General features: G+C 69.0%; 20 protein-coding genes and 1 riboswitch. Of the genes, 10 read left to right on the forward strand and 10 right to left on the reverse strand.

Annotation, left to right across the window (positions count from 1 at the left end):
- Window positions 1-10 precede the first annotated feature (10 nt).
- Entirely contained in the window at window positions 11-1213 is a 1203-nt protein-coding gene (locus tag G4X40_RS09755) for a cysteine desulfurase-like protein (protein WP_277832032.1), read from the reverse strand.
- A 170-nt stretch (window positions 1214-1383) separates the two neighbouring features.
- Between G4X40_RS09755 and G4X40_RS09760 the strand changes: the two genes are divergently transcribed.
- From G4X40_RS09760 to glfT1, 4 genes are read left to right on the forward strand one after another with little or no spacing between them, the layout of a single operon-like run.
- Window positions 1384-1929 carry a bacterial proteasome activator family protein gene (locus tag G4X40_RS09760; protein WP_277832034.1) on the forward strand — a complete coding sequence of 182 codons (546 nt, stop codon included), beginning with the start codon at window positions 1384-1386 and terminating at the stop codon, window positions 1927-1929.
- 19 nt (window positions 1930-1948) lie between these two features.
- Window positions 1949-2818 (forward strand): galactan export ABC transporter permease subunit Wzm/RfbD, encoded by an 870-nt coding sequence (gene wzm / locus G4X40_RS09765; RefSeq protein ID WP_408642160.1) that lies wholly within the window; start codon window positions 1949-1951, stop codon window positions 2816-2818.
- 7 nt (window positions 2819-2825) lie between these two features.
- Window positions 2826-3626, forward strand: a complete 801-nt coding sequence (wzt, locus tag G4X40_RS09770; RefSeq protein ID WP_277832037.1) for a galactan export ABC transporter ATP-binding subunit Wzt/RfbE — start codon at window positions 2826-2828, stop codon at window positions 3624-3626.
- Complete coding sequence (gene glfT1, locus G4X40_RS09775; RefSeq protein ID WP_277832396.1) at window positions 3619-4533, forward strand: galactofuranosyltransferase GlfT1; 915 nt, start codon at window positions 3619-3621, stop codon at window positions 4531-4533. The genes wzt and glfT1 overlap by 8 nt, the downstream gene beginning before the upstream one ends.
- Before the next feature lie 33 nt (window positions 4534-4566).
- On the opposite strand, the gene G4X40_RS09780 is transcribed toward glfT1, so the two are convergent.
- Both G4X40_RS09780 and G4X40_RS09785 read right to left on the reverse strand, forming a co-directional pair.
- Complete coding sequence (locus G4X40_RS09780; RefSeq protein WP_408642178.1) at window positions 4567-5859, reverse strand: NRAMP family divalent metal transporter; 1293 nt, start codon at window positions 5857-5859, stop codon at window positions 4567-4569.
- 669 nt (window positions 5860-6528) lie between these two features.
- Window positions 6529-6699, reverse strand: a riboswitch (M-box (ykoK) riboswitch).
- Between the two features lie 134 nt (window positions 6700-6833).
- Window positions 6834-8504 (reverse strand): LCP family protein, encoded by a 1671-nt coding sequence (locus G4X40_RS09785; RefSeq protein WP_277832040.1) that lies wholly within the window; start codon window positions 8502-8504, stop codon window positions 6834-6836.
- Window positions 8505-8761: 257 nt separating this feature from the next.
- On the opposite strand from G4X40_RS09785, the gene G4X40_RS09790 reads away from it, so the two are divergent.
- The gene (locus tag G4X40_RS09790) at window positions 8762-9514 is read left to right on the forward strand and encodes a VIT1/CCC1 transporter family protein (RefSeq protein WP_277832042.1); all 753 of its coding nucleotides are present in this window, start codon (window positions 8762-8764) and stop codon (window positions 9512-9514) included.
- A 3-nt stretch (window positions 9515-9517) separates the two neighbouring features.
- On the opposite strand, the gene G4X40_RS09795 is transcribed toward G4X40_RS09790, so the two are convergent.
- The 7 genes from G4X40_RS09795 to G4X40_RS09825 form a co-directional block, all read right to left on the reverse strand.
- On the reverse strand, window positions 9518-11101 hold the full coding sequence (locus tag G4X40_RS09795) for a glycosyltransferase family 39 protein (protein WP_277832044.1): 1584 nt from the start codon (window positions 11099-11101) through the stop codon (window positions 9518-9520).
- Window positions 11098-11793 (reverse strand): ESX secretion-associated protein EspG, encoded by a 696-nt coding sequence (locus G4X40_RS09800; protein ID WP_277832046.1) that lies wholly within the window; start codon window positions 11791-11793, stop codon window positions 11098-11100. The genes G4X40_RS09795 and G4X40_RS09800 overlap by 4 nt, the downstream gene beginning before the upstream one ends.
- Entirely contained in the window at window positions 11790-13301 is a 1512-nt protein-coding gene (locus G4X40_RS09805) for a hypothetical protein (protein WP_277832047.1), read from the reverse strand. Before G4X40_RS09805 ends, G4X40_RS09800 begins: the two co-directional genes overlap by 4 nt.
- A 2-nt stretch (window positions 13302-13303) precedes the next feature.
- Window positions 13304-13888 carry a DUF3558 domain-containing protein gene (locus tag G4X40_RS09810; RefSeq protein WP_332844333.1) on the reverse strand — a complete coding sequence of 195 codons (585 nt, stop codon included), beginning with the start codon at window positions 13886-13888 and terminating at the stop codon, window positions 13304-13306.
- Window positions 13885-14220, reverse strand: coding sequence for a hypothetical protein (locus G4X40_RS09815; protein ID WP_277832049.1), 336 nt, complete (start codon window positions 14218-14220; stop codon window positions 13885-13887). Before G4X40_RS09815 ends, G4X40_RS09810 begins: the two co-directional genes overlap by 4 nt.
- Window positions 14221-14297: 77 nt before the next feature.
- Window positions 14298-16172, reverse strand: coding sequence for a glycosyltransferase (locus tag G4X40_RS09820; protein WP_277832050.1), 1875 nt, complete (start codon window positions 16170-16172; stop codon window positions 14298-14300).
- 92 nt (window positions 16173-16264) lie between these two features.
- Entirely contained in the window at window positions 16265-16768 is a 504-nt protein-coding gene (locus G4X40_RS09825; protein ID WP_408642161.1) for a GtrA family protein, read from the reverse strand.
- 108 nt (window positions 16769-16876) lie between these two features.
- On the opposite strand from G4X40_RS09825, the gene G4X40_RS09830 reads away from it, so the two are divergent.
- The 5 genes from G4X40_RS09830 to G4X40_RS09850 all read left to right on the forward strand — a co-directional run bounded on the left by G4X40_RS09830 (window position 16877) and on the right by G4X40_RS09850 (window position 25993).
- Complete coding sequence (locus G4X40_RS09830; RefSeq protein ID WP_277832053.1) at window positions 16877-18328, forward strand: FAD-binding oxidoreductase; 1452 nt, start codon at window positions 16877-16879, stop codon at window positions 18326-18328.
- A gap of 62 nt (window positions 18329-18390) precedes the next feature.
- The gene (locus tag G4X40_RS09835) at window positions 18391-19152 is read left to right on the forward strand and encodes a decaprenylphospho-beta-D-erythro-pentofuranosid-2-ulose 2-reductase (RefSeq protein ID WP_277832055.1); all 762 of its coding nucleotides are present in this window, start codon (window positions 18391-18393) and stop codon (window positions 19150-19152) included.
- Between the two features lie 15 nt (window positions 19153-19167).
- Entirely contained in the window at window positions 19168-21210 is a 2043-nt protein-coding gene (locus G4X40_RS09840; RefSeq protein WP_277832398.1) for a galactan 5-O-arabinofuranosyltransferase, read from the forward strand.
- 155 nt (window positions 21211-21365) lie between these two features.
- Window positions 21366-22625, forward strand: coding sequence for a hypothetical protein (locus G4X40_RS09845; RefSeq protein ID WP_277832057.1), 1260 nt, complete (start codon window positions 21366-21368; stop codon window positions 22623-22625).
- 80 nt (window positions 22626-22705) lie between these two features.
- A complete protein-coding gene (locus G4X40_RS09850; RefSeq protein WP_277832060.1) occupies window positions 22706-25993 on the forward strand; it encodes an arabinosyltransferase domain-containing protein in 3288 nt (1095 codons plus the stop codon).
- Window positions 25994-26043: the final 50 nt, after the last annotated feature.

A 26043-nucleotide genomic window follows, 5' to 3' on the forward strand; every position in this document is an offset into this window, starting at 1 on the left:
AGGCGACGGATTACGTCAGCGAGGCGACGACCCGCACCAGCTGGTCGATCTCGTAGGCGGTCGTGTAGTGGCCGAGACCGATGGTCACCGCACCGCCGACCTCGGTGACGCCGATGGCGTCCAGTAGCCGGTTGACCGACCGGGTCGAGCTGAGCGCGCAGATCCCGTTGTCCGCCAGCCGCTGCACGACGTCGACGGCAGGGACCCCGGCGACGGTGAAGCTGAGCGCCGGCACACGCTGCTCCGTGCCGCCGAGCACCATCACCGACGGCAGCGCGCGCAACGCCGAGAGCAACTGTTCGAGCAGCGGCTCGTGGTGGGTGTGCAGCGCGGCCAGCGACTTGACCAGCCGCTCACGCCGGCTGCCGGTCGCCGACTCGTCCAGCCCGGCCAGGTATTCGACCGAGGTCACCAGCCCGGCCAGCAGCGCGTACTGGTGCTCACCCACCTCGAGCCGCGCCGGCCCGCGCGCGTGCGGGTCCAGCGACAGCGAGCGCAGCCGGTCGAGCTGGTGCGGGTCGCGGAAGACCAGTGCGCCCAGCGTCGGACCGCCCCACGATGCCGAGTTGAGCACGAGCACGTCGGCCCCGAGTTCGTCGATGTCCAGCGGCCGGTACGGCGCCACCGCGGCGGCGTCCACGACGACCAGCGCCCCGACCTCGTGGGCGAGCTTCGCGATCGCCGGCACATCCGGCACGACGCCGACGGTCGCCGAGGCCGCGGTCACCGCGACGAGCCTGGTCGACGGCCCGATCAGGTCGCCGTACTGCCAGGCGGGCAGCTCACAGGTCTCGATGTCCACCTCGGCCCACTGGACCTGGGCGCCGTAGAGGTCGGCCGCGCGCACCCACGGCGAGACGTTGGACTCCTCGTCCAGACGCGACAGCACCACCTCGGTCCCGATGCCCAGCCTGCGGTGCATCGATTCAGCGAGCACCGACAGCAGCATCGACCGGTTCGGCCCGAGCACCACGCCCGCCGGGTCGGCGCCGACCACGTCGGCGACCGCGGCACGCGCCGCGTCGAGGATCGCGGCGCTCCGTCGCGCCGACGGATAAGGCCCCGACGGAGCCGAGACCGATGCCCGGAAGGCCGTCGACACCGTGGTGGCGACCGTGTCCGGAATCTGCATCCCGGCCTGGGGATCGAGGTGGATCCAGCCGTCCCCCAAAGACGGGAAGAGCCCCCTCACCCGCCAGACGTCGTAGACCATGCCGTACAGAGTAGGTGCCCCGTGTTACCGACTGTGATCCACGTCCCCGTTGCCCGAGCGGCCGCCGTGGTCCCCACCCGGGTATCGACACGACGCCGCCGCGCCGGGTCCGTCGGGCCGCGGCCGCGCCATCGCGCGCAGCGCCGACCGGTAGGCGGCAGAATGGCCCCATGGCGGATTCCGAGAACGAGCAAGTCGTGGTCATCGGCCCCAACGGGCAACCGGTGGCGATCCCCGCGAGCCAGGTACCCGGTGGCGCCGCGACGGGCGACGAGACGACCGACAACTCGCTCGCGGACATGGTCGAGCAGCCGGCCAAGGTGATGCGGATCGGCACCATGATCAAGCAGCTGCTGGAGGAGGTGCGGGCGGCCCCGCTCGACGACGCCAGCCGCACGCGGCTGCGCACGATCCACCAGTCCTCGATCCACGAGCTCGAACAGGGCCTGGCCCCGGAACTGCGGGAGGAGCTCGAGCGGCTCGCGCTGCCGTTCAGCGAGGACGCCGTGCCCTCGGATGCCGAACTGCGCATCGCGCAGGCTCAGCTCGTCGGCTGGCTCGAAGGCCTGTTCCACGGCATCCAGACGGCACTGTTCGCGCAGCAGATGGCGGCACGGGCGCAACTCGAGCAGATGCGACACGCACTGCCGCAAGGTCCCGGATCGCCGCAGGACGGTCCGGTGAACCCGATGGGCGGGACGGGGCAGTACCTCTAGACCGGTACTCTTGGCGTCCGTGTCAGCTGATGTGAGCCCTGCCGTCGCCGAGCAGCGGCCCGTCGTGTCGGATTCGCGGACGTTCAAGCGGGCCTTCCAGGACCTGCGTGACGGGTGGCAGCAGCGCGAGCTGTGGCTGCACCTCGGATGGCAGGACATCAAGCAGAAGTACCGCCGCTCGGTGCTCGGCCCGTTCTGGATCACCATCGCGACCGGCGTCATGGCGCTGGCGTTGGGCCTGCTCTACTCGGTGATCCTCGACCAGCAGATGTCGTACTTCCTGCCGTACCTGACGGTCGGGCTGATCATCTGGACGCTGATCCAGGGCTGCATCCTCGAGGGCTCCGAGGTGTTCATCGCCAATGAGGGCCTGATCAAACAGTTGCCGTCGGCGCTGAGTGTGCACGTGTACCGGTTGGTGTGGCGGCAACTGCTGCTGTTCGCGCACAACCTGATCATCTACGTCATCCTGATCCTGGTGTTCCTGGGCAGCCACCACCTGTCGTGGAGTTCGCTGATGGCGATCCCGGCGCTCGCGCTGCTGGTTCTCAACGGGGTGTGGGCGTCGCTGCTGTTCGGCATCTTCGCCACGCGCTACCGCGACATCGCCCCGCTGCTGAACAGCATGGTGCAGTTGCTGTTCTACGTGACCCCGATCGTGTGGACCACCAAGGTGATCACCGACCGCGGCGGCAAGGCGGCCGACCGCGCGAAGCTGGCCGAGATCAACCCGCTGTACCACTATCTCGACATCATCCGCGCGCCGATGCTCGGCGAGCCGCAGCAGGCGTACCACTGGTACATCGTCATCGGCTGCACGGTCGTCGGCTGGGCGCTGGCCCTGCTGGCGCTGCGCAACTACCGGGCCCGCGTGCCCTATTGGGTGTGAGGCTCACATGACATCGACCGTCAGCATCGACACGTACCAGGCGTGCGTCGACTTCCCCATCTTCGACGCCAAGTCCCGCTCGCTGAAGAAGGCGTTCCTGGGCAAGGCCGGCGGCGCCATCGGCCGCACCGACTCGAACACCGTCGTGGTCGAGGCGCTGCGCGACATCACGCTCTCACTCAAGGAGGGCGACCGGATCGGCCTGGTCGGGCACAACGGCGCGGGCAAGTCGACGCTGCTGCGGTTGCTGTCGGGGATCTACGAACCGACCCGCGGCAGTGCGGTCGTGCGGGGCCGGGTCGCGCCGGTCTTCGACCTCGGCGTCGGCATGGACCCGGAGATCTCCGGCTTCGAGAACATCATCATCCGCGGACTGTTCCTGGGCATGACCCGCAAGCAGATGCAGGCCAAGATCGACGAGATCGCGGACTTCACCGAGCTCGGCGAGTACCTGCACATGCCGCTGCGCACCTATTCGACCGGCATGCGGGTGCGCCTGGCGATGGGCGTGGTCACCAGCATCGACCCGGAGATCCTGCTGCTCGACGAGGGTATCGGCGCAGTCGACGCGGAGTTCATGAAGAAGGCGCGGATCCGCCTGCAGGAGTTGGTCAAGCGCTCCGGGATCCTGGTGTTCGCCAGCCACTCCAACGAGTTCCTCGCCCAGTTGTGCGACTCGGCGATGTGGATCGACCACGGCACCATCCGGATGCACAGCAGCATCGACGAGGTCGTCGGCGCTTACGAGGGTCCCGACGCCGCCGCACACGTGCGCCGGGTGCTCGCGGAGACCGGTGACCGTGCCTGACGAGGTCCAGCCTGACCGGGTCGTCGCGGTCGTCGTCACCCACAAGCGGCGCGAACTGCTCGAACAGTCGCTCAAGGTGCTGGCCGGACAGTCGCGGCCGGTCGACCACCTGGTGGTCGTCGACAACGCCGACGAGCCCGAGGTCAAGGCGCTGGTCGAGGCCTTCCCGGTGCCGACCAGCTACCTCGGCTCGCGCCACAACCTCGGCGGCGCAGGCGGTTTCGCGCTGGGCATGCTCTACGCGCTCTCGCTCGGCGCGGACTGGGTGTGGCTGGCCGACGACGACGGCCGGCCCGAGGGCCCCGAGGTGCTCGCCACGCTGCTGGATTGCGCTGCGCGGCACGGACTGTCGGAGGTCTCGCCGGTGGTCTGCGACATCGACGACCCGGACCGGCTGGCGTTTCCGCTGCGCCGCGGGACCGTCTGGCGCCGGCGGCGCTCGGAACTGCACACCGAAGGGTCGGGCGACGACCTGCTGCCCGGCATCGCGTCGCTGTTCAACGGCGCACTGTTCCGCGCCGAGTCGATCGACGCGGTCGGCGTGCCGGACCTGCGCCTGTTCGTCCGCGGCGACGAGGTCGAGGTGCACCGCCGACTGGTCCGCTCGGGTCTGCCGTTCGGCACCTGCCTGACCACGGCCTACCTGCACCCGAACGGCGCGGACGAGTTCAAGCCGATCCTCGGCGGCCGGATGCACACCCAGTACCCGGACAACGACACCAAGCGGTTCTTCACCTATCGCAACCGCGGCTACCTGATGGCACAGCCCGGGATGCGCAAGCTGCTCCCCCAGGAGTACGCCCGGTTCGGCTGGTTCTTCCTTGTCCAGCAACGTGATCCGCGCGGATTCCGGGAGTGGATGCGACTGCGCGGCCTGGGCCGCCGGGAACGGTTCGAGCGGCCCTAGCTCTTCGGACGCCCCCAGGCTTCTCGAGCGACCTCAGGTCCCGAGGATGCCCATCACCGCGGAGTAGACGCCGAGCCCCGCGGTCGCCGCGATGATCGCGAGCACGATCCACCGGTACGCGCCGGCCAGCCGGAACCGGCCGGACAGCGCCTTGCGGGCGAGCAGGTAGAGGAACGTCAGCACCGTGGGCAGCAGCAGCGCGTTCATCACCTGCACCCACAAATTGAGCTGGATCAGGTTGACGCCCGACAGCACGATCATCGCGCCGGCGAGGATCACGACGAAGAACACCGCGTAGAACCACGGCGCCTCGCGCGGCGAATGCTCGAGCGAACGCTTGTAGCCGGTGACCTCGCCGAGCCCCCACGCGGCGGTCAGGCTGGCGACGATCGCGGCGATCAGCGAGGCGCCGACCATCCCGAGGGAGAACAGCACGCGGCCGGCGAAGTCGCCGAGGTGTGGGGTAATCGCGTCCGAGATGTCCTGCACGGTGTTCAGGCTCGCGTTCTGTTGACCGTGCGCCCACAGCGTGGCCGCGACGGTGACCAGCATCCCTACCATGACCAGCTGGGTGATGACCGACCCGACCGCGGTGTCCCAGCGGGCGATGCGCAGATGCTTGACGGTCAGTCCCTTGTCCACCACCGCGGACTGCTGATAGAAGATCATCCACGGCATGACCACCGCGCCGATGTTCGCGGCGATCAGGAACATGTAGTCGGAGTTGCCGATCGGGAATGTGGCCAGACCCCGCACGATCTGGTGCGGATCGGGACCGGCCAGGAACATCGTCACCAGGAACACCAGCTCGAACAGGCCGACGGCGATGGCGACCCGCTCGACGCGGCGGTAGCTGCCGGTGACGACCATGATCGCGAGGAACGCGACCACCGCGAGTGTGCCCACCCACTTCGGGAGGCCCCACATCATCCCGACGCCCGCTATGCCGCTCATCTCGGTGACGATCGCTCCCGCGCACGCGAGCACCAGCGTCGACACCGACAGCCACGCCCACCCGGTGCCGAACCGTTCCCGGATCAGCTCGCCGTGCCCCTTGCCGGTGACCAGCCCGAGCCGAACGGTCAGTTCCTGCACCACGAACACGATGGGGATCAGCACGAGCTGCGCGAGCAGCAGCGAGTACCCCCAGGTGGCGCCGCTCTGCGCGGCGGTGATCAGGCTGCCGGCGTCGGTGTCGGCGAGCATGACCGCCAGGCCCGGTCCGGCGGTCGCCAGCCACATCAGCAGCGCGGTCTTGGGTGTCACCCGGCGCGGGGTCCGGCGCGGTGCGGTGTCCAGCATCCTGGCCGCCTCTCGGGAAGTGATTTGGGCAGGCTCACCTTAGATCCGGAACCTGTCAGCTTCCTGGCGGTCGACGCTCCGCTACCGCTTTCGTCTTCGGCGGCCGAGGCCGTCCCGTCCCGTCCCGTGCTCATCGCGCCGGGGCGGTCGCGGGCGGGGTGCTCCGGTCCTGGACGAACAGAATGCCCGAGACCACCGCGACCGTCGCAGCGACGGTCGCGGACGGCCCGACCCGGGCATTCACCAGTGCGTACCGCCGCCGAGGGAGGCCGCGACGATTGCGGTCGGCGCGCACGCCGCACGCAGGTTCGCACGCTCCTGCGGAGTCAGGTTGCGACGAGCCCGGATACGTCGCAAGTGATTGCGGCACACCGTGATCGACAACAATGCGACCGGGTTGTGGACACGACGGGACAGAACGAAGGCCATGATGCTTCTCCTCACGGGGAAGGTCGCGGCAGGCCGATCAGCCGTCACCTGACCACGGCGACGCGATGCGACGAGGACACACCCCGCGCATCACGCTGCGTTCAGGATCGGAGGGCCGGCACCGGGCCGCGACCGAGTGGGAACAATTCGATACTCGGATAAGGACTATCGCCACTCATCGTGTTCCCCACCTCCTCGCAGCCGAGACGCACGCGGGCGTCGTGTCGATGCACACGGGGAGGCGCCCGGATTCAGATTCCCGGGCGGGCACCCCTCTCGTCAGAGTTTCGGCACTGCACGACGTGATCCCTTGGCGGGAAGCCACTTCGGGTCACCCCTTAATCCGGGGAGACCTGTCCTAACCTTGGGCGTCTCTCGACGTCGTCAGATCAGTGGCCTGTGTTCGTGCAGGAGCCTCACCTAGCGAGGTGCTTGCCTGAAAATAGTGAGCGTGTTCGCGCGTCGTGTCAAATCGAAAACGATGCGAACACACTCGTCCTTACGTGATCTTTACGAGTACATCACCTTGACCCGCAATACATTTCATTCGACCGATACTCGTCTTCCCACTACTTAACACAGGGGATTCCGGTGCCGCCGAGCTGTGTCAGGTCCGTGGGGCCCGGGGCCTGATCGCCGGATCCGGTGGCCGACACCGGCGCGACCGGGGAGGGCGCCGTCGACGGATCCGAGGAGTCGGTCCCGACCGGGTCGTTTGAATCCGATCCTGCTGTGCCACTGACAGTGTCACCGCCTGAGTCACCTCCGAGCCCGGGTGGCATGCCGAAGTCGGTACCGACCGTCAACCGGACGGTACCGGCGGGCACGGCCGACTCCGGTGCCGCGGAGGCGTCGATGCCGAGGAGCTTCGCGAGCTGTTGCGCGGGTTGCTCAGCGCCCTGGCCGTAGTCGACGGCCGTGCCGGCACGCACCGCCCCGGTGGACGCTGATCCCTGGGTGAAGCCCAGCGCCGACAGGTCGGCCTCGAGCTCGCCGGCCAGTCCGTTGCGCCCGGAGCCGTTGACGACGTCGAGCACGACGCCTTCGGCACCCGCCACCGAGGTCGGCACCGGTGGCGTCGGCGAGGGGGTCGGTGTCCGTGTCGATGTCGGCGTGCCCTCCGGTACACCGAGGAGTTGCGCGACGATCGCGTGGATCTGAGCTGTGTTCACGATGTTGACGTCCTCGCCGTTCGCGTCCTGCCCGAACCGCTGGATCGGCAGCGTGAAGAACGTGATGTTTCCGCTGGTCAGGGCCGATGCCTTCCGAGCGAAGGAGACCAGGTCGAGCCCGGAGTCGACCGCCATGTTCTGCTTGGCCACGTCGAGGATGGAGGTCAGCTGGGCCGGATCGGTCAAGGTGCCGCTGCTCTGCAGCTTGTGCGCAAGCGACACGATGAACGCCTGCTGGCGGCGGTCGCGGTCGAGGTCGGTGAAGTTCAGGTCCGAATTCGGGTCGCGGCGCTGGCGCACGAATGCCATCGCCTGCGAGGCGTCGATCTCCTGCAGCCCCTTGTGGAAGTTCGCGCCTGAGTAGCTGTCGGAGGTGTCCTCATTCAGGCACACCTGGATCGGCTGCACGACCTGCGCGATCTGGAAGAAGGCGGCCAGGGTGATCTCGACGAAGTGGTCGATCGGGACGTCGCCGAGGAACTGTCTGACAGTGGCGATCTCGGCCTTACGGCCGGCCTCGCGCGACTGTTGCTCCAACTGCTGCGGATCGGTCACCCCCTGCGCGGAGAGCGTGCGGCGCGCCTGATCTACCGCAAGGCCGTAGGCCTGCTTGATCTTTCCCTTGCACTGCCCGTCCGGGCAACCCGACAGCGAGACGTAATCGTCGCGAGGTATGGAGATCGCGGTGGCCTTCGAGCCGTCGCCCGGAACGTGCAGCAGGATCAGCACATTCGCGTTGTATCCGCCGTTGCTCTCGTCGCCCGCGTGCAGCGCGTCGTACATCTGCTGGGGCAGCGGATTGCCTTTCTCGTCCAGCCGGCTGTCCAGGCCCATGATCAGGATGTTCTGGTCCCCGTTGGACGAGGTCGGACCGCCGAACAGCGCGTGCGACGTGATCAGCCCGGCGGTGAGATTGTGATAGGCCGCCCAGGCCAGCCCGGTGATGACGAGCGAGGCCACGGCGCAGAGCGCCACCACGACGCGCAACGCCACCCGCGGGGACTTGTGCCGCTGCGTCGTCGGCAAGGGACGGCGCGCGCGAACCCCCGGACGATCGGCATCGGACATGGCGCACACCTCCTCCGCATCACCAGGCACTGGCGGCGCCGAGCGCTCGGATCTCCGTCCATCGAACCACCGATACCGCCCGACGGGCACCAGGCTCGCGGCCCGGATCGCTCGACAGGCTCCGTCCGCGCCCACGGCGTCCGGTTCGGGCAGACACAATATTAGGTGTGGGATCCCTTGGTATAGAACGCATTACCTAACTTCGGCGAGCCTTTCATTGCTGGTGGCAGATGATCTTCCCCGTTACCGTGATGGGCATGAGTGATCTGGACTCCCGCGTGCCCGGTGGGCGCGCCGTCGAGGTCGACGCGCTTCACGCCGGCGACACGCACCGGGTGCGGCTGTCCTCTCGGCTCAACTGGCTTCGGGCCGGTGTGCTCGGCGCGAACGACGGGATCGTCTCCGTGGCCGGCATCGTGATCGGCGTCGCGGCGGCCACCACCGAGCGCGGCCCCATCCTCACCGCGGGCATCGCCGGACTGGTCGCCGGGGCGGTGTCGATGGCCCTCGGCGAGTACGTCTCCGTCAGCAGCCAGCGCGACAGCGAGCGCGCACTGTTGGAGACCGAGCTACGCGAGCTCGCCGAGGAGCCCGCAGCCGAGCTGGCCGAGCTGGCCGCGATCTATCGGGCGAAGGGCCTGTCCCCCGCAACCGCGCAGAAGGTCGCCGAGGAACTGACCGCGCACGACGCGTTCGCCGCCCACGCCGAGGCCGAACTCGGGATCGACCCCGACGACCTGACGAACCCGTGGCATGCCGCCGTCTCGTCGGCGATCTCGTTCACGGTCGGCGCCCTGCTCCCGCTGCTGGCCCTGCTGGCCGCGCCGGCATCCGCACGCATCCCGGTCGCGTTCGCCGCGGTCCTCGCCGCCCTTGCCCTCACCGGGGGTGTCGGCGCCCGCCTCGGTGGCGCCCAACCGGGTCGCGCCACCGTCCGCATCGTGCTCGGCGGCGCCGTCGCGCTGGCCGTCACCTATCTGATCGGCCACCTGGTCGGGCTGACGATCTGACGTTCAGCGGGGCGCGGCTTCCGTAGGCTTCAGCTCGACGACCTGCGAGACGTGGAACTCCCGGCGGTCGACGATCCGGAAGCCGTGCGCGGCGAGCCGCCGGTAGTCGTCGGTGTCGACGAAGTGATACGACGGCAGACCCCACTGCTCGTTGGACGTGTGCCGGATGTGTTCGGGCACCTCACGTTCGATGTCGGCGACATACCAGACGGTCGGGCAGCTCGGCAGCTGCTGTTGCACCTGCGCCAGCGGCAGGTCCTCGTCCCAGAGGGAGCCCTGGCTCGCGGCGGTGCGGCCCAGTTCCAGGTCCCGTAGTCCCGCGAGCGGGCCGGGGTCCGCATCCTTGGCCAGTCGCGCGGAGGTCGGGTTCCAGGCCGGCTTCGGATCGAACAGCAGACAGTCGCCGGGACTGGTGTGCGTCGCAAGGTAATCGTTGACCGAGGTGAAGTCCATGCCGCTGGGCTTCGGGTATTCACCGCGCTGCCCGACGTAGGCCGGCAGTGCGGCCGCCGCCAGTACGGCGAACCCGAGCCGGCTCACCCAGGCGTGTGCCGAGAACTGCAGCAACGCCCAGCCGAGCAGCAGCGCGACCGCCGGCGTCGTGAAGGTCAGGTAACGGTCCAGGTAGATCGGCCGCCAGAGCAGTGATGCGGCCACCAGCGTCGCGGTCGGTGCCAGCGCCCACGGGATCATGACCACGCGGACGCCTGGCAGGGTCCGGCGCCGGGTGAAGGCCAGGGCAGCGAGCATCAGGATCCAGGCCAGCGCCGCGCACACCGGGGCCTCGAGGAACCACTGGTAGCCGAGCACGGAGCGGACCGCGTGCCGGTCCAGGGCCGGGATCCAGGCGACCTGACCGTGCTCGTGCACCATCAGCCGCACCAGCGGCGAGGCCACGACCAGACCGGCGAGGCATGCCGCCGCCCAGCGCCGCCAGGTGCGCAGCGGCGCACGCACGACCAACAGGGTGAGCGCGTGCGCGATCAGCAGGGTCGCGCTGTAGAGGAACAGCACCGTCGAAAAGGTCACGCCGAGCGCGTAACCCAGCCAGCACAGCAAGCCGCTACGCCCGGTTGTCGCGCGGATCGCAGCGCAGAACAACACGGTCAGCCACACCGCCGCGGCCATCGTCCAGGCATACGATCGCGCCTCGACCGCCGCCCAGGTGACCCGCGGGAGCACCACGAACACCAGCCCGGACAGCAACCCGAATCGTCTTGTGCCCAGCCGAGTTCCGAGAACCACCACGCCCGCGGCAGCCACTCCGACTCCGATCGCACTCGGGATCCGCGCCGACAGCGGTGAGGCCCCGAACAGTTCGAACCAGAAGTGCATGACGACGTAGTAGAGCCCGTGCACGGCATCTTGGTTCTCGAGGAAGTGGTGCAGCTGCGGCAGTGTCCTCGTCGCCGAGTGCACGGTCGCCACCTCGTCGTACCAGAGCGACGGTCGCCAGGAGCCGATCACGCCGAGGACGAACCCGATCAGTCCGACGGTGACCGCATCGAGCGCGCGGCCACGCCGCCACACCGCATGCCGCCGACCGGATTCGATCCTCAGCGGGGTGGGGTCCGTCGTACTGGTCACCGCCCGACGGCCTCCTCGAGCGCGCCGAACAGCTGTTGCGGGTCGCAGGGTTGCGCGTGCAGGACGTCATCGCCGCGCAACAGGTAGCGGCCGTCCTGCGCCACATCGAGCCAGGTCAGGTGCGTGGTCGCCGACGACCCGGCCGACTCGACGGTGACGAATCCGGTACAGACCCGGGCGCGCAGCAGCAGTTGGCGCAGCCGTGTCGCGGCCGAGGATTCGACAGTCTGCAGCACCGCGCCCCGGTCGGGCCGGCGTACCTCGTCGTGGTGTGCGGTCAGCGCGGTCGTGCGTCCCGGCCGGTTCGCCGGTAACGCCTGCATGATCGACCCGGCGATCGCGTGTGCCGGTCCGGTGAACACGCGGACCTCGCCGCCGAACTCGCGGTCCGGTCCGGCGGCCTGCTCGATCAGCGTGGCGACGCCGGCCCGGGCGGCACCGAGCAGCCGGATCGGGGTCGCGGCCTCGGCATACACCTGGACTCGCACCGACGGATGCTGCACGGTGTCGAGCGCGGCGCGCAGCTGCGGATCGACGCCGGCGCACCAGTGCCGGAGTTCGGTCTGCGCGCGTTCGTAGGCCGTGAGATCGGGTTCGGTGTCGCGGTGGGTGACCGGGTACGGCAGCCGATCCAGCGTGGTCACCGATTCCCACAGCGACGCGAACTGCGCCGATGACAGGACCCAGCTCACCGGTCGTCCTCGACGAATGCGCCGATCACCGCAGGCACCACCATAGGCAACTCGCCGATCAGCTCGCTGCCGTTACCGGCAGACACCAAATAGCTTGCGGGACGGTACTCCTCGTCATCATCACCGTTCTGCCGAGCACCGTGCGGCATTGCGCCCATCGACCTGCTCGTCGACCGCGCCGCCTTCGCCGCGGCCGTGGCGGCCTGTTCCTCCGCGACCGAACCGCCGGCGACGCCGCGTCCGGTCGAACCACCTGCTCCCGAGCCGGAACCCGGCCCCGGAACGGCGCCGCCGAACGAGCCACCGGACGAACCGTCGTACCCACCGCCGGAGCCGCCGAAGCCTCCGCCCACGCCGGGAACCACCACACCCAGACCGCCCATGCCGGATCCCGAACCGAGCGAACCTGCGCCTCCGGCGTGCGATCCCATGGAACCTCCGGATCCGGAACGGTTGGTCCCCAAGGAATCCGCAGGCGACAGCCCGGCCGACTGGGTCCCGGCCGGCATGCCCCCGAAGCCGTCCTGCAGGCCGCCCTCCGCATCACCGCCACCGCCGGGTCCGGGCGCCCGATATGCGTCGGCCGGACCATCCGAACCGGCGCCGGGTGCACCCGATCCGGCGCCGGCCGGATCCACCGGTGCGCCACCATCAGACGAATCACCTTGGTACACACCGTTGATACCGACCGGTCCGCCGCCGGAACCGCCGGTCATGCCGGCCGTGCCGGGCATGGAGAAACCGTTCACGGCGTTGTGTGGCGGTGCGAGCAACGGCACACCGGTACCTGCCTGCGTGAACCCCGGCACGTACGTCGTCTGCATCGCCAGAATCGCCCGCTGGCGCTCCTCTTCCGCCATCATCTGCGCGGACTGCGGGCTCGTGATCATCAGGATGTCCGCCGCAGGGGTCGCGGGTACCGGCACCTGAGCCTTCACCGCGTCGGTGGTCACCGCCGCCGACTCGATCTTCAACGCCGTCGCCCGCATCCCCTGTGTGAAGCTGTGACCGGAGTTTGCGAAAGCCGTAACCGCCTGCGCCGCAGCGGTCGCGCCGTCACCCTCCCACTCCGCACCGATCGTCGACTGGATCTTCGTGAAGAACGTCGTATAGGCCTCGTCCAGCGTCGAGCCGATCTGCGTCCACGCTCCGGCAACACTGTTCATCGATGTGCTGCGCATCGGAGTGACGGCAGCGAAGATCTGTTCCTGCGTCCATGCTTGGAAGTTCTCGAAGCCGGCGACGAAGGCGTCGTCTGCCGCTCCGTACGCGTCCGCCGTCAGCACCGTCTCGTTGTGCGCGAGCCGGCGCAACTGCTGCTCAGCGGCAGAGGTGCCGGGGTACATGCTCGTCAGGCCACCCAGGCCATCGGACGCTGGAGCAGCCGCTTTCGTTGTCGTCGGTTGCGCCACGGTGACACCGGGAACCAACGGCGGTGGCGTACCGCCGGTCGACTGCTGCCCAACCGGCGGGATCAGCAGTCCCTGCAGACCTGAATTGTCAGGCATGGTCAAACCCCCTTCGGCAAAGCCGACGCAATGATCTTCGCGGTGTCCTGCAAGCCGCCGCAGGGATCCATCCCCGCCTTCTCTGCGGGATCACGCAGAGTCCGCGCCAGCATGATCTCTCCGTAGGAAGTCGAGAAGGCCAGCGTGCAGGCATAGGTGTCGCCCGGATCGTGAATGATGAGCCCCTGCCTGCCGTTGATCGATACCTGCGTCAGTTCCTTGCCTGACGCCTGCGCCTTTTGCTCCGCCACGGTGCGGTTTCCGGAGTCGATCACGATGGAATACAGGTCGGAAAGAAACCCACACAGAAGAAACGTTTCTCCGTCGTCAGAATTAAAGGGCTTCTGCTGCGTGTCTCTTGATTGGGGGTCATAGCCAGCCTCGCTGACTACGGCCGCAGGCAGGTCGCGGCAGGGGTCAAAGGTAACTTCTGACCGCCCGGAGCCACCCGCGAGCGTCGATTGAACCGAAGCAGTCGGCACTGAACTCGCTGCGGAAACCCCACCCGTGTGCGGAGTGGCGCACGCCGCCGCGAGCACCGCACTCCCAGCCGCGACTACCAGGCTCAGGCGCCTTTTCGTCCTCACGCCTCCAACCCCTTGGCGACGTTACCCAGAGCCGACGCGAATTCAGCCTCTGTCTCCGCGAATCCCTCGCCACCGGCGGCGAAGTTCTCCCGCATCCGTACCGCGATCTCCCGGAACTGATGGATACGCTCCCTGGCCGATTCCGGCGTTCCACTCGCTTTGCGCAGAAAACCAGCGCGAAGCATCTGCGCGGACTGCAGCGGCCCGAAGCCATCGAGCGCGTCCAGGTTGTAGGTGGCGCTGAGCTGCCGATCCAACGTATCGATCAACTCATCACACGCCTTGACGCACTGCGCAATACCCTCCGGACTCAGCCTCAACTTGTCGGCCACGGCGAAATCTCCTCCCCTACGCACCCCACGCGCCCGGCCGGCACGCGACCGCCGGCCAATCTATCAGCGCCTCCCGGCTACACCCCGTACAGTCGCGCCCAGTTCTCGCGGCTGGTCAACTGCGGCTGCGCGGCACGGAACGCGTCGCGCACCGCCGGCGCCTCGGCGTGGAAACGCCGGAAGACCCGCACCGCGCGCTTACCCAATTCCTTGGCGAGTTCCGGATCGCGACGGCGCACCCGCACGCCCGTCTGCGACGCATCGGTGACGTACGCGTTGTCGAACAGCGACACGTGCCACCAGAACGAATCCTCATAAGGCACCACGACCGGACCGCGCTCGATCCTGCCGGTGGCCTGCTGGACGACCCGCTTGGCCAGCACCTGGTCCTCCTTGCCCGGCTTGAGTCGCCCGACCGCACGTCGGGTGGGAGCCCCGTTGGGGATCTCCGCCACCCCGTGCTTGACCGTCTCCGGGAACCTGCTGCGCTCCTGGCGGATTCGCGCCAGCGCCGCCTGGCCACCGTCGGCCAGCGCGTCCGGCCCCTCGAGGAACGCCTCGATCGCCTCCAACGTCGTGTACGCGAAGCCGTACTGCATGCCGACCAGCGCATGACCGACCCGGCGCCGCAGGTCACCGCTGAGCGCCTTGATGTCGAAGCCGCTGCGCAGGCTCGAGGTGATCAGTCCGTTGCGGATGCTGAAGTAGTGGCCGAAGTCGTCGCCGTCCTTCCAGTAGAAGTCGGCGTGCCAGACCGCCGCGCCGGGCATCGTCACCGTGGGGAATCCGCGCTCGCGGGCGCGCAGGCCGTATTCGATGTCGTCCCACTGGAAGAAGTACGGCATCGGCAGGCCGATCTCGCGGACCACCTCGGCCGGCACCAGACACGACCACCAGGCGTTGTACTGCGCGTCGATCCGCCGCTCCTGGACCTCCTCGATGACGCTCTCGTCCTGCAGGCACCACTCGTCGGCGGGCAGGCCCGCATGCAGCGTGTCGATGTTGCACCGCTCGGCTGACACCAGCAGGTAGTCAGGGTTGTAGAGGTACAGCATCTGCGCGCCGACCAGGATCGGCGACGTCGCGTGGTTGGCCAGCGCGGTCAACCGCAGCACGGTCTCGGGTTCGACCCGCACGTCGTCGTCCATCAGCAGGATGTTGGCGTGCGACTCGCGGCCGGTGACCTCGAACATGCCCCGGCTGAACCCGCCGGCGCCGCCCAGGTTCGGCTGGCGCAGGTAGTGCAGCTTGTCGCCCAGCTTCGCCGCCGTCTCGGTGAACAACTCCCGCGTCTCCACCGCGTCGGTTCCCTGATCGGTGACGTAGACGGCGTCGATGATCTCGAGCACCTGGGGATCGGCGGCCAACGAGGCGACGGTGTTGGCGCAGTCGTCGGCACGGTTGAACGTGCAGATCGCGATCGCCGTCGGACGGTGCTCCGTGACCGGCCGGTCGGTGTCGTCCTCGGCCACCGTCCACCGCACGTCGGTGAACGTCAGCGTCCCGTCGACCGCCCGGAACTCGAGCCACATAGCGCCGCCGTCGAGGAACTTGTCGATGGGTGCGTCCAGCGTGACCGTGCCGCCGCCCTCGACGTGCGCGACCGTGACCGTGCGCTCGTGGCTGCCGATGTCGGACGCGCGGACCAGCACCGCGCCTTCGGCGTCACCCTGAACGGTGACCTGCACCCGCACCGTGGTCGCTGTGGTCCAGCGCTGCCAGTACGACGCCTCGAACCGGCCGAAATACGAGTTGGTGTGCACGATCGCGCCCGCGTCGAGCCGCAACTCGTTGCGGCGACGGCGGGCGACACCGGCATTGACCTTGCTGTACAGGTCCACGCTGACCCAGCTCGCGGGGCCGGCGAACAGCGTGCGCTGCACCAGGCTGCGGCCGGGCTCCACCGGGATCGCCGTCGTCTCGGGCAGTTGCTGCACTGTCGACCTGTCCACTGAGCACTCCACTTCCGCTGGCATCGGGCGAGACAACGATAGCGAGCGGTCAACCGATCACTCCCACATGACGGCGGGGATTGTCGGCGCGGTCAGTCGATCTTGAAGATCCAGACGCGCTGCACGACGAAGTTGATGACGGTCGCGGTGCCCTGCGCGACGACGTACGACAGCGCGTTGTAGACGATGGTGCTCGGCCAGACCTGCCCGAGCGCGGTGTAGATGCCGACCTGCACCGCGAAGGTGACCGCGTACAGCGCGACGACCGCCAGGAACCGGGCCCGGCTGGGCGGCGCATTGAACGTCCAGCGGCGATTGAGCAGGTAGGCCGTCGTCGTGCCGAGGATGAAGCCGACCGACTTGGCTGCCGCGCGCGGCAATCCCAGCCCGTTCTGCAGGAGCAGTGTCACCGAGAAGTCGAGGATGCCGGACAGGCCGCCGGTGATGACGAACCTGATCAGTTGGGTCTTCAACCCGACCTCGGCACCGCCGATGTTGTCGGTGACGGGGATCTCGACGGGGAGCGGGTACTCGCGCGGATGCTCCGGGACGGGTGCTGACACGGCGTCGAGGGTATCGGACCTTGCTGTGGGCATCCGGTGAGCCCGCTGCAGGTGACGAGTTCCGGGCGGCCGGCATCCGCGGTGCGATCCCGGCGACAGGATCGGTGACCTCCCAGATAGCACGCGGTAGCCTTTCCAGCGATGTCCACCAACGCTGACAGCAGCACCGCCGATATCGCGACGGCACCCACGTTCACGACGACCACCCAGACCCTCGCGGGTTGGGGCCGGACGGCACCGACGACCGCGGAGGTGCTCTGCACGCCGGACGTCGAGGTGATCGCGGCTGCGGTGGCCCGGGTCGCCGACGACAACGACGGCAAGCCCACGCACCTGCGCCGCGGCGTCATCGCCCGCGGGCTGGGCCGTTCCTACGGCGACCCGGCGCAGAACGCCGGCGGGCTGGTCGTCGACATGAACGCGCTGAACAAGATCCACCGCATCGACCGGGACACCGCACTGGTGGACCTGGACGCGGGCGTGAACCTCGATCAGCTGATGAAGGCCGCGCTGCCGTTCGGCCTGTGGGTCCCGGTGCTGCCGGGCACCCGCCAGGTGACCGTCGGCGGCGCGATCGCCAACGACATCCACGGCAAGAACCACCACAGCGCGGGCAGCTTCGGCAACCACGTCGTGTCGATGGACCTGCTGACCGCGGACGGCGAGGTGCGCAAGCTGACCCCGCGCGGCGGCAAGAACGACCCGAAGGGCGCGCTGTTCTGGGCGACCGTCGGCGGCGCCGGCCTGACCGGCATCATCCTGCGGGCGACCATCAAGATGACGCCCACCGAGACCGCCTACTTCATCGCCGACGGCGACCGCACGTCCACGCTCGACGAGACGATCGCCCTGCACAGCGACGGCAGCGAGAACGACTACGAATACTCCTCGGCCTGGTTCGACGCCATCGCCGCGCCGCCGAAGCTGGGCCGGGCCGCCCTCTCCCGCGGCAACCTGGCCAAGCTGGATCAGCTGCCCAAGAAGCTGCAGAAGAACCCGCTGAAGTTCGACGCGCCCACCCTGCTGACGCTGCCGGACATCTTCCCGAACGGGCTGGCCAACAAGTACTCGTTCAGCGCCATCGGCGAGCTGTGGTTCCAGAAGTCCGGCAACTACCGCGGCAAGGTCCAGAACTTGACGCAGTTCTACCACCCGCTGGACATGTTCGGCGAGTGGAACCGCGCCTACGGTCCGGCAGGGTTCCTGCAGTACCAGTTCGTGGTGCCGACGGAAGCGATCGACGAGTTCAAGAAGATCATCGTCGACATCCAGCGCTCCGGGCACCACTCGTTCCTCAACGTGTTCAAGCTGTTCGGCGAGGGCAACAAGGCCCCGTTGAGCTTCCCGATGGCCGGCTGGAACATCTGCGTCGATTTCCGCATCAAGCCGGGCCTGAGCGAGTTCGTCACCGAGTTGGACAAGCGGGTGCTCGAGTTCGGTGGCCGTCTCTACACGGCAAAGGACTCGCGCACCACCGCCGAGACCTTCCATGCGATGTACCCGCGGATCGGCGAGTGGATCGCCACGCGCCGAAAGTACGATCCGACAGGCGTTTTCGCCTCCGACATGTCGCGGCGCCTCGACCTGCACTGAGCGCCTACCGGGTCTCGACCCGCACCGACGCACCCGACCTGAACCGACGAACGGACTTTTCGATGATCAATGCCGTGGGCAACCCCCAGACACTGCTGCTACTCGGCGGCACCTCCGAGATCGGCCTGGCCATCTGCGAGGAGTACCTGCACAAGGCCCCGATGCGAGTCGTCCTCGCGGCGCTGCCGAACGATCCGGGCCGGGACGCCGCGGTCGCGCAGATGAAGGACGCCGGCGCCACCGAGGTCGAGCTCGTCGACTTCGACGCGCTCGCCACCGACACCCACGCCGAGGTCATCGACCAGGCGTGGAGCAAGGGCGACGTCGACGTCGCGATCGTCGCGTTCGGCCTGGACGGTGACGCCGAGGAGCTGTGGCAGAACCAGCGCAAGGCGGTCATGGTCGCCGAGGTCAACTACACCGCGGCGGTCTCCGTCGGCGTGCTGGTCGGCGAGAAGATGAAGGCCCAGGGCTTCGGCCGGATCATCGCGATGTCCTCGGTCGCCGGTGAGCGCGTCAAGCGCGCCAACTTCGTCTACGGCTCCACCAAGGCGGGTCTGGACGGCTTCTACCTCGGCCTCGGCGAGGCACTCGCGCCGTTCGGCCCGAAGGTCACGGTCGTGCGGCCGGGCATGGTGCGCACCAAGTTCAGTGCCCACGTCGCGGAGGCCCCGCTGACGGTGAACAAGGACGACGTCGCCAAGCTCGCGGTCATGGCCTCCGACAAGGGCAAGGAGATCGTCTGGGCGCCCGGGCCGTTCCGGTTCGTGATGATGGTCCTGCGGCACGTGCCGCGCGCGATCTTCCGCAAGCTCCCGGTGTAGTCCGTGGCGGTCGAGATGTGCGAGGGCGCCGAGGCCGCCACGCCGGAGCCGCCGCGACCGGCCCGGGCCCCGGCCCCACTGCGCACGATCGGCGCGACCGTCGGCGAGATCATCGCCGCGGTCGTCGTCACCGGCGCGGTGGCCGGGCTGGGCCTGGCCGTCGTCGACCACACCCACTTGGCCGCGTTCAACACCTCGAATGTGGCGCAGGCGCTGACCACCGTCGCGCAGCTGGTCGCGTTGGCTGTGGTCGCCCTGGCCGTCGTGCTGCTGCGGCGCGACCCGCGCAGCCGTTGGGGCAAGGTCGTCTCCTGGGTCGGCGTGTCCGGGTTCGCGACCGCCACCCTCGCCATTCCGCTCTCGGCCACCAAGCTGTACCTGATGGGCGTCTCGGTCGACCAGGAGTTCCGCACCGAGTTCCTGACCCGGATGACCGACACCGCGTCGCTGCACGACATGACGTACGCCGACCTGCCGTCGTACTACCCCGCGGGCTGGTTCTGGGTCGGCGGCCGGCTGGCGAACCTGTTCGGCATCCCCGGCTGGGAGATGTTCAAGCCGTACGCGATCGGCTCGCTGGCCGTCGCGATCGGCGTGACCGTGGTGCTGTGGTCCAAGCTGATCCGCGCCGACCGCGCGGTCGTCATCGCGACAGCCACCGCCGCCATCGTTCTGGCCTATGGCTCCCCCGAGGCCTACGGCGCGATCATCGCGGTGCTCACCCCGCCGGCCCTTGTGCTCGCGTGGGCCGGAATGCGCCGGTGCGTGCCGGCCGTCGTCGAGTCCGCCGACCACGTCCGGACGCTGGTCGCCGCGCCCCGCGGGGCGGGCTGGGCGGCGGTCGTGGGAACCGGTGTGTTCCTCGGCTTCTCGGCGACCTTCTACACGCTGTACACGGCCTCGGCCGGGTTCACCGTGGTGCTCATGGCGGTCGTGGCGGCGGTGCTGTCGATGCGCTTGCACATGAACGCCACCGGCGCCTCGCTGTGGCAACCGGCCACGCTGCGCCGGGTGCTGCCGCCGCTGCTGAGGCTGGCCGTCATCACCGTGATCGCCGGCGCGATCGCACTGATCGTGTGGACGCCGTACCTGATCGCGTCCGTGCACAAGCCGTCGGAGGCGAACACCGCCTTCCATTATCTGCCCGAGTCCGGTGCCTCGCTGCCGCTGCCCATGCTGAACTTCTCGCTGATGGGCGGGCTGTGCATGCTGGGTCTGCTGTGGATCGTGGTGCGGGTGCGCAATTCGGTCCGGGCGCAGGCCCTGGGCATCGGCGTGGCGGCCATCTACCTGTGGTCGATCCTGTCGATGGCGGTCACCGCGATCGGCACGTCTCTGCTCGGGTTCCGGCTCGAGCCCGTGCTGCTGCTGCTGCTCGGCACGGCCGGCACCTTCTGCTTCCTCGACGTCGTGGCCTGGCTGATCCGGCGCGTCCGGGACTACCGCACCCCGCGGATCGCGGACCAGCGGGCACGGAGGGTCGCGCTGGCCGCGGTGGTCGTCGGCGCGATCGGTGCGGTGGCCTTCGCGCAGAACATCCCCCAGGTGCTGCACGGCGAGATCTCCGTCGCCTACACCGACACCGACGGCTACGGCGTGCGCGCCGACCGCTACCCTCCCGGCGCGGCCAGCTACTTCAAGGACATCGACGCGGCGATCACGCGGCAGGTGCCCACGCCCCGCGGGGACACCGTCGTGCTCAGCACCGACTTCACCTTCCTGGCCTACTACCCGTACCTGGGCTTCCAGTCGATCACCTCGCACTACGCGAATCCGTTGGGGCAGTTCAGCGAACGCACCGCCGAGATCGAGCGCTGGAGCAAGGCCACCAGCGCCGACGACCTGATCCACCAGCTGGATTCGGCGCCGTGGCGGTCGCCGCGGGCGTTCGTCTTCCGCACCGGGCCGGACGGGTACACGCTGCGACTGTCCTCGGACGTGTTCCCGAACGACCCGAACGTGAAGGTGTTCACCGTCGACTTCCCGGAGAAGCTGTTCGACGACCCCCGGTTCACCGTGACCGATGTCGGGCCGTTCGCCGTGGTCGTGCGCAAGTAACCGCCGCACCCGGTTGCGGCCGCTCCGGCTCTGTCGGGTCCGGCCGCGAATCGCCCCCATCGCCGATCCGGCTCGATTCGCCTCGAGAGCGGTCATATATGTGATCAGATGAGTGACATCCGGTGTTGTCACCCAATCGCATCCCAGGAGCGTCGATGTCCGCTCGCCTGCTCGCCCGGTCGGCCCGGGCCGCCGCCACCGTGTCCCTGTGTGTGACCGCGGCATTCGGCCTCGCGGCGCCCGCCCAGGCCGTCTCCCCACCCTCGCCGGGCTACCTCGACCTCCCGGCGACGAACTGGGACGGCAGCGGCGGGGGTGGACTGAACACACAACTCCCGACCGACCCCGCCACCCTGCTGCGATCACTGGACGCCGACCGTGCGGCCGGGGTGGCGCCGCGGCGGTACTCGACGTTGCTGCACCAGTACTGGCTGACCGTCGGCGCGCAGCGGTCGGGCATCGACCTGAACCGCTGGGATCCGAACCGGGGACTGCGGGCCAACCTCGACACCGTCAACAAGGTCTACGACAACTACCTGCGCTATCAGAACGCCGATCCGCGCCTGTACTGGGCGGGCATGGCCGGTCTGGCCGGCGCGTCGTTCGCCTCCGGATTCCTCGACCTCCAGGACGTCGGCGGCGTCGTCGCGGCCGATCCCGTGCACCGACTCGGCGACGCCGTCGGCAACGCCCTGCGCATCGTCCCCACCCCGCTGGGGATGCGCCTGCCCGCCGACGTGCGTGCGCTGGCCGACGACGGGCCGCAGCTGAGTTCCGCCGACGTCGAGTGGTATCAGCGCCGGCTGCTGACCATGCAGAAGCACATCTATGTCGACATGGTGCCGATGCACGAGGCGTACCTCGCGGGTGGGATGCCCGCGGTCGACGAGATGGCCGCCGCGGGCCTGCTGGACGACAACGCCGTGCAGGCCTGGCGGGACGTCGCCGCGGGCACCCCCGCCGACCTCTCGGACGCCTTGGTGCGCATGGCTTCCCGCGAGCAGAACCAGATCGTCGCCGACCAGTGGGACGTGACCGCGGCCGACGACGGCCATCGCGGCCGGGTGCTGGCGTACGCGACGACGGTCGCGGCCGAGCCCGCCATCCCGGGCAGCCACGCGCCGGGGATCTTCGACCCCGTGCACACCTCGGCCGAACTCGCCGGGTCGACGTGGCAGGTGTCCGCACCGCTGCCCGCCTTCAACTGGGCCGACCGCGACGCCCGCTGGCGCTACATCGCCGACGATCTGGTCCCCGCCTACCGCTCGCTGATCCAGGACCACCCGGGCCAGGCGCAGCCCCTGCTGCACACCCCGCTCGCGACCCTGGTCGCGCAGGAGCGGATCCTGACCCGGCTGCCGTCGTTCACCGCGGAACTGGCCCGCAGTCTGCGGGTGACGCGCAGCACCCGGTGAGGGTGCCCGGCCCGCACCGACCGGATTCTCAGGCCTCACTCAGGAAGTGTGATGGAGCGGTCCGACTAGCATCACTCGACGTGCCCACTGCTGTAACAGACCAGACTGCCGCCGCCTCTGCGCCAGGCAGCTCCTCGCCGGCGGATGTCCGGACCCAGGTCCGGACCGCGCGTCTGGTGGCGGTGGTGACCGGTCTGCTCGGGTTCCTGATGGCGGTGGTGACCCCGATCCTGCCGGTCACGCAGACCACGGCACAGATGACCTGGCCACAGAACGGCAGCCTGAACTCCGTCACCGCGCCGCTGGTGTCCTACGAGCCGATCGAGCTGAACGCGTCGATCCCGTGTACCGCGGTCACGCAGCTACGCGACCAGCACAGCACTGACGCGACCGTCCTGCTCTCCACCGCACCGAAGCAGGCGGGTGACGACGCGCTCAAGCGGGGACTGTTCGTCACCGCGCACGACGGCATCGTCGAGGTGCGAGCACGCAACACGCAGATCGTGCAGGCCCCGGAGAGCAAGGTCCTCGCCCCCGGCGGCTGCAGCGCGCTGACGATCAGCGCGAACGCGGACCGGGTGACGGCCACGTTCGAGGGCTTGACCGGCGACGACGGCAAGCCGATCAGCGGCACCGCCACCGGTCAGGACCTGCGCCCGCAGGTGGTGGGCGTGTTCACGGACCTGACCGGCGCGGCACCGGCAGGGTTGTCCTTCCACGCGAACATCGACTCGCGGTACTCGACCACACCGACCCTGTTCAAGGGCCTGGCGATGATCTTCGGCGTGCTGCTGACGGTGATCTCACTGGTCGCGCTGGCCCGGCTGGATGCCACAGACGGCCGCAAGCACCGCCGGTTCCTGCCCGCCCGCTGGTGGCGGTTCACCGTCGCCGACGGCGCGGTGATCGGCATCCTGCTGCTCTGGCACTTCATCGGCGCCAACACCTCCGATGACGGGTACATCCTCCAGATGGCCCGCACCGCGTCGCACTCGGGCTACATGGCGAACTATTTCCGCTGGTACGCCGCACCCGAGGCGCCGTTCGGCATGCCCTATTACGTGTTCACCTGGATGGCGCACGTGACGACGGCGAGCCCGTGGATGCGGTTGCCGGCACTCGTCGCCGGCGTGTTGTCGTGGCTGGTGATCTCGCGTGAGGTGATCCCGCGCCTGGGCCGGCTGGCCCGGCACCGCAAGGTCGTGGTGTGGACGGCGGCGGCGGTGTTCCTGGCGTTCTGGCTGCCCTACAACAACGGACTGCGCCCCGAGCCGGTCATCGCGGCGGGCGCGCTGCTGACCTGGTGCTCGATCGAGCGCGCCATCGCCACCGGACGGCTGCTGCCGGCCGCAGCCGCGCTGCTGATCGCCGGGTTCACCCTCTCCGCGGGACCCACCGGATTGATCTGTGTCGCCGCCCTGATCGCGGGCTCGCGGCCGCTGATCCAGTTGCTGGTCCGCCGAGGCCGGCAGGTCGGTTTCTGGGCGCTGATAGCGCCGCTGCTGGCCTCCGGCACGCTCGTGCTGATCCTGGTGTTCGGCGACGAGTCGCTCAAGGTCGTCATCCAAGAAAGCAAGATGAAGTCGGACCTGGGTCCGTCGAGTCCGTGGTACGAGGAGATCCAGCGCTACGACGCGCTGATGTCGATCACCCCCGACGGGTCGGTCGCCCGCCGCTTCGCCGTCGCGATCATGTTCCTGTGTCTGATCACCTGCGCGGCGATGCTCTTCCGCAAGCGCGGCATCCCGGGCGCAGCGGTCGGGCCGGCGCGCCGGATCGTGGGCATCACCGCCCTGTCGATCGCGCTGATGATGTTCAACCCGACCAAGTGGACGCACCACTTCGGTGTGTTCGCCGGACTCGCCGGAGCGCTCGCGGCACTGACGGCGCTGGCCGTGAGCGCCCCCGCACTGCGCTCCCGCCGCAACCGGACATTGTTCGCCGCAGCGGTGCTGTTCGTGCTCGCGCTGTGCTTCGAGAGCTCCAACGGCTGGTGGTACGTCTCCAGCTATGGCATCCCGTGGGGCGGCGCACAACCGAACTACCACGGCCTCAAGGTCGGCAGCGTCTTCCTGGCGCTGACCGTGCTGGCGTTGCTGCTCGCGCTCTGGTTCCACTACCGCGAGCCGTACACGCGGGAGACCGTCGCCGAGAACCCCGAGTCCGTCGACGACCGCACGTCGCGGAGCCGCCGGATCATGGGATTGGCCGCGGCACCGCTGACCATCGCCGCCGGCATGCTGGTGGTCTTCGAGGTGCTCTCGCTCGCGGCGGGCGTCGTCAACCAGCGGCACTCGTACTCGGTAGGCATGGAGAACTTCCGGTCCGTCATCGGAAAGCCGTGCGGCATGGCCGACTTCGTCCAGGTCGAGACGAATCCGAACGCCGGCATGCTCGCACCGACGCAAGCGACGCCGGATCCGCTCGGTGCGGTCGAGCAGACCAACTTCACCCCCGACGGTCTGCCCGGCGACCTGACCGCCGACCAGCAGGCCACCCAGCCGGGTGTCGTCGGTACCGGCAACAACTCCAACACGACCGCGAACAGCGCCGGCACCGGCGGAGGTATCTCCACCCAGCCGGGTGTCAACGGCAGCCACATGCTGTTGCCGTTCGGGTTGGACCGCGCGACCACCCCGGTGCTCGGCAGCTTCCAGACCGGTGACCAGAAGCCCGCGAAGGCCACCTCCACCTGGTACGCGCTGCCGCCGCGCAATGACGACTCGCCGCTGCTGGTCGTCTCGGCAGCAGGCCGGGTGTCGCCGTCGAACCTGCAGGTGGAGTTCAGCCGCGAGGTCGGCGGACGGTACGAGTCGCTGGGCGTGCGTTCGCTGATCGACATCGGCCCAGCACCGTCGTGGCGGAATCTGCGTCTACCTATGACCGACGTACCCGCCGGCGCACAGGCGGTGCGGATCGTCGCAGACGAGGCGAACCCGTCGCCGAACGAGTGGATCGCGTTCACCCCGCCGCGGGTGCCGCGCATGCAGACGCTGCAGCAGCTGGTCGGCTCGACCGATCCTGTGCTGTTGGACTGGGCCGTCGGCCTGGCCTTCCCGTGCCAGCGCCCGTTCGACCACCTCGACGGCGTCGCCGAGATCCCGAAGTTCCGCATCCTGCCCGACCGCGGCCTCGCGGTGAGTTCGACCAACACCTGGCAGGACGCGCAGGGCGGCGGGCCGCTGGGCTGGGCGGAGCTGCTGCTGCAGGCCCAGACCGTGCCGAGCTACCTCAAGGGCGACTACGGCCGCGACTGGGGCTCGCTGGAGAGCTACACCCCGCTGGTGCCGGGCACCTCGCAGGCGCAGCTGCAACTGGGGACCGCCACCCGCTGGGGGATGTGGACGCCCGGCCCGATCCGGCACTGATCGCCGGGTCCGGTCCGGCACCGACCGCCTGGTCTGATCGGGCACCGGGC

This window comes from Speluncibacter jeojiensis (genome assembly GCF_029589495.1).
GTDB lineage: Bacteria > Actinomycetota > Actinomycetes > Mycobacteriales > Mycobacteriaceae > Speluncibacter > Speluncibacter jeojiensis.

Excerpts from the sequence above, each read along its gene's own strand:
- G4X40_RS09835 (WP_277832055.1), top strand. The coding sequence starts at position 18,391 with ATGATCAATGCCGTGGGCAACCCCCAGACACTGCTGCTACTCGGCGGC.
- wzt (WP_277832037.1), top strand. The coding sequence starts at position 2,826 with ATGACATCGACCGTCAGCATCGACACGTACCAGGCGTGCGTCGACTTC.
- G4X40_RS09805 (WP_277832047.1), bottom strand. The coding sequence starts at position 13,301 with ATGCCTGACAATTCAGGTCTGCAGGGACTGCTGATCCCGCCGGTTGGG.
- G4X40_RS09825 (WP_408642161.1), bottom strand. The coding sequence starts at position 16,768 with ATGCCCACAGCAAGGTCCGATACCCTCGACGCCGTGTCAGCACCCGTC.
- G4X40_RS09845 (WP_277832057.1), top strand. The coding sequence starts at position 21,366 with ATGTCCGCTCGCCTGCTCGCCCGGTCGGCCCGGGCCGCCGCCACCGTG.
- G4X40_RS09840 (WP_277832398.1), top strand. The coding sequence starts at position 19,168 with ATGTGCGAGGGCGCCGAGGCCGCCACGCCGGAGCCGCCGCGACCGGCC.
- G4X40_RS09790 (WP_277832042.1), top strand. The coding sequence starts at position 8,762 with ATGAGTGATCTGGACTCCCGCGTGCCCGGTGGGCGCGCCGTCGAGGTC.
- G4X40_RS09785 (WP_277832040.1), bottom strand. The coding sequence starts at position 8,504 with ATGTCCGATGCCGATCGTCCGGGGGTTCGCGCGCGCCGTCCCTTGCCG.
- G4X40_RS09760 (WP_277832034.1), top strand. The coding sequence starts at position 1,384 with ATGGCGGATTCCGAGAACGAGCAAGTCGTGGTCATCGGCCCCAACGGG.
- G4X40_RS09755 (WP_277832032.1), bottom strand. The coding sequence starts at position 1,213 with ATGGTCTACGACGTCTGGCGGGTGAGGGGGCTCTTCCCGTCTTTGGGG.
- G4X40_RS09830 (WP_277832053.1), top strand. The coding sequence starts at position 16,877 with ATGTCCACCAACGCTGACAGCAGCACCGCCGATATCGCGACGGCACCC.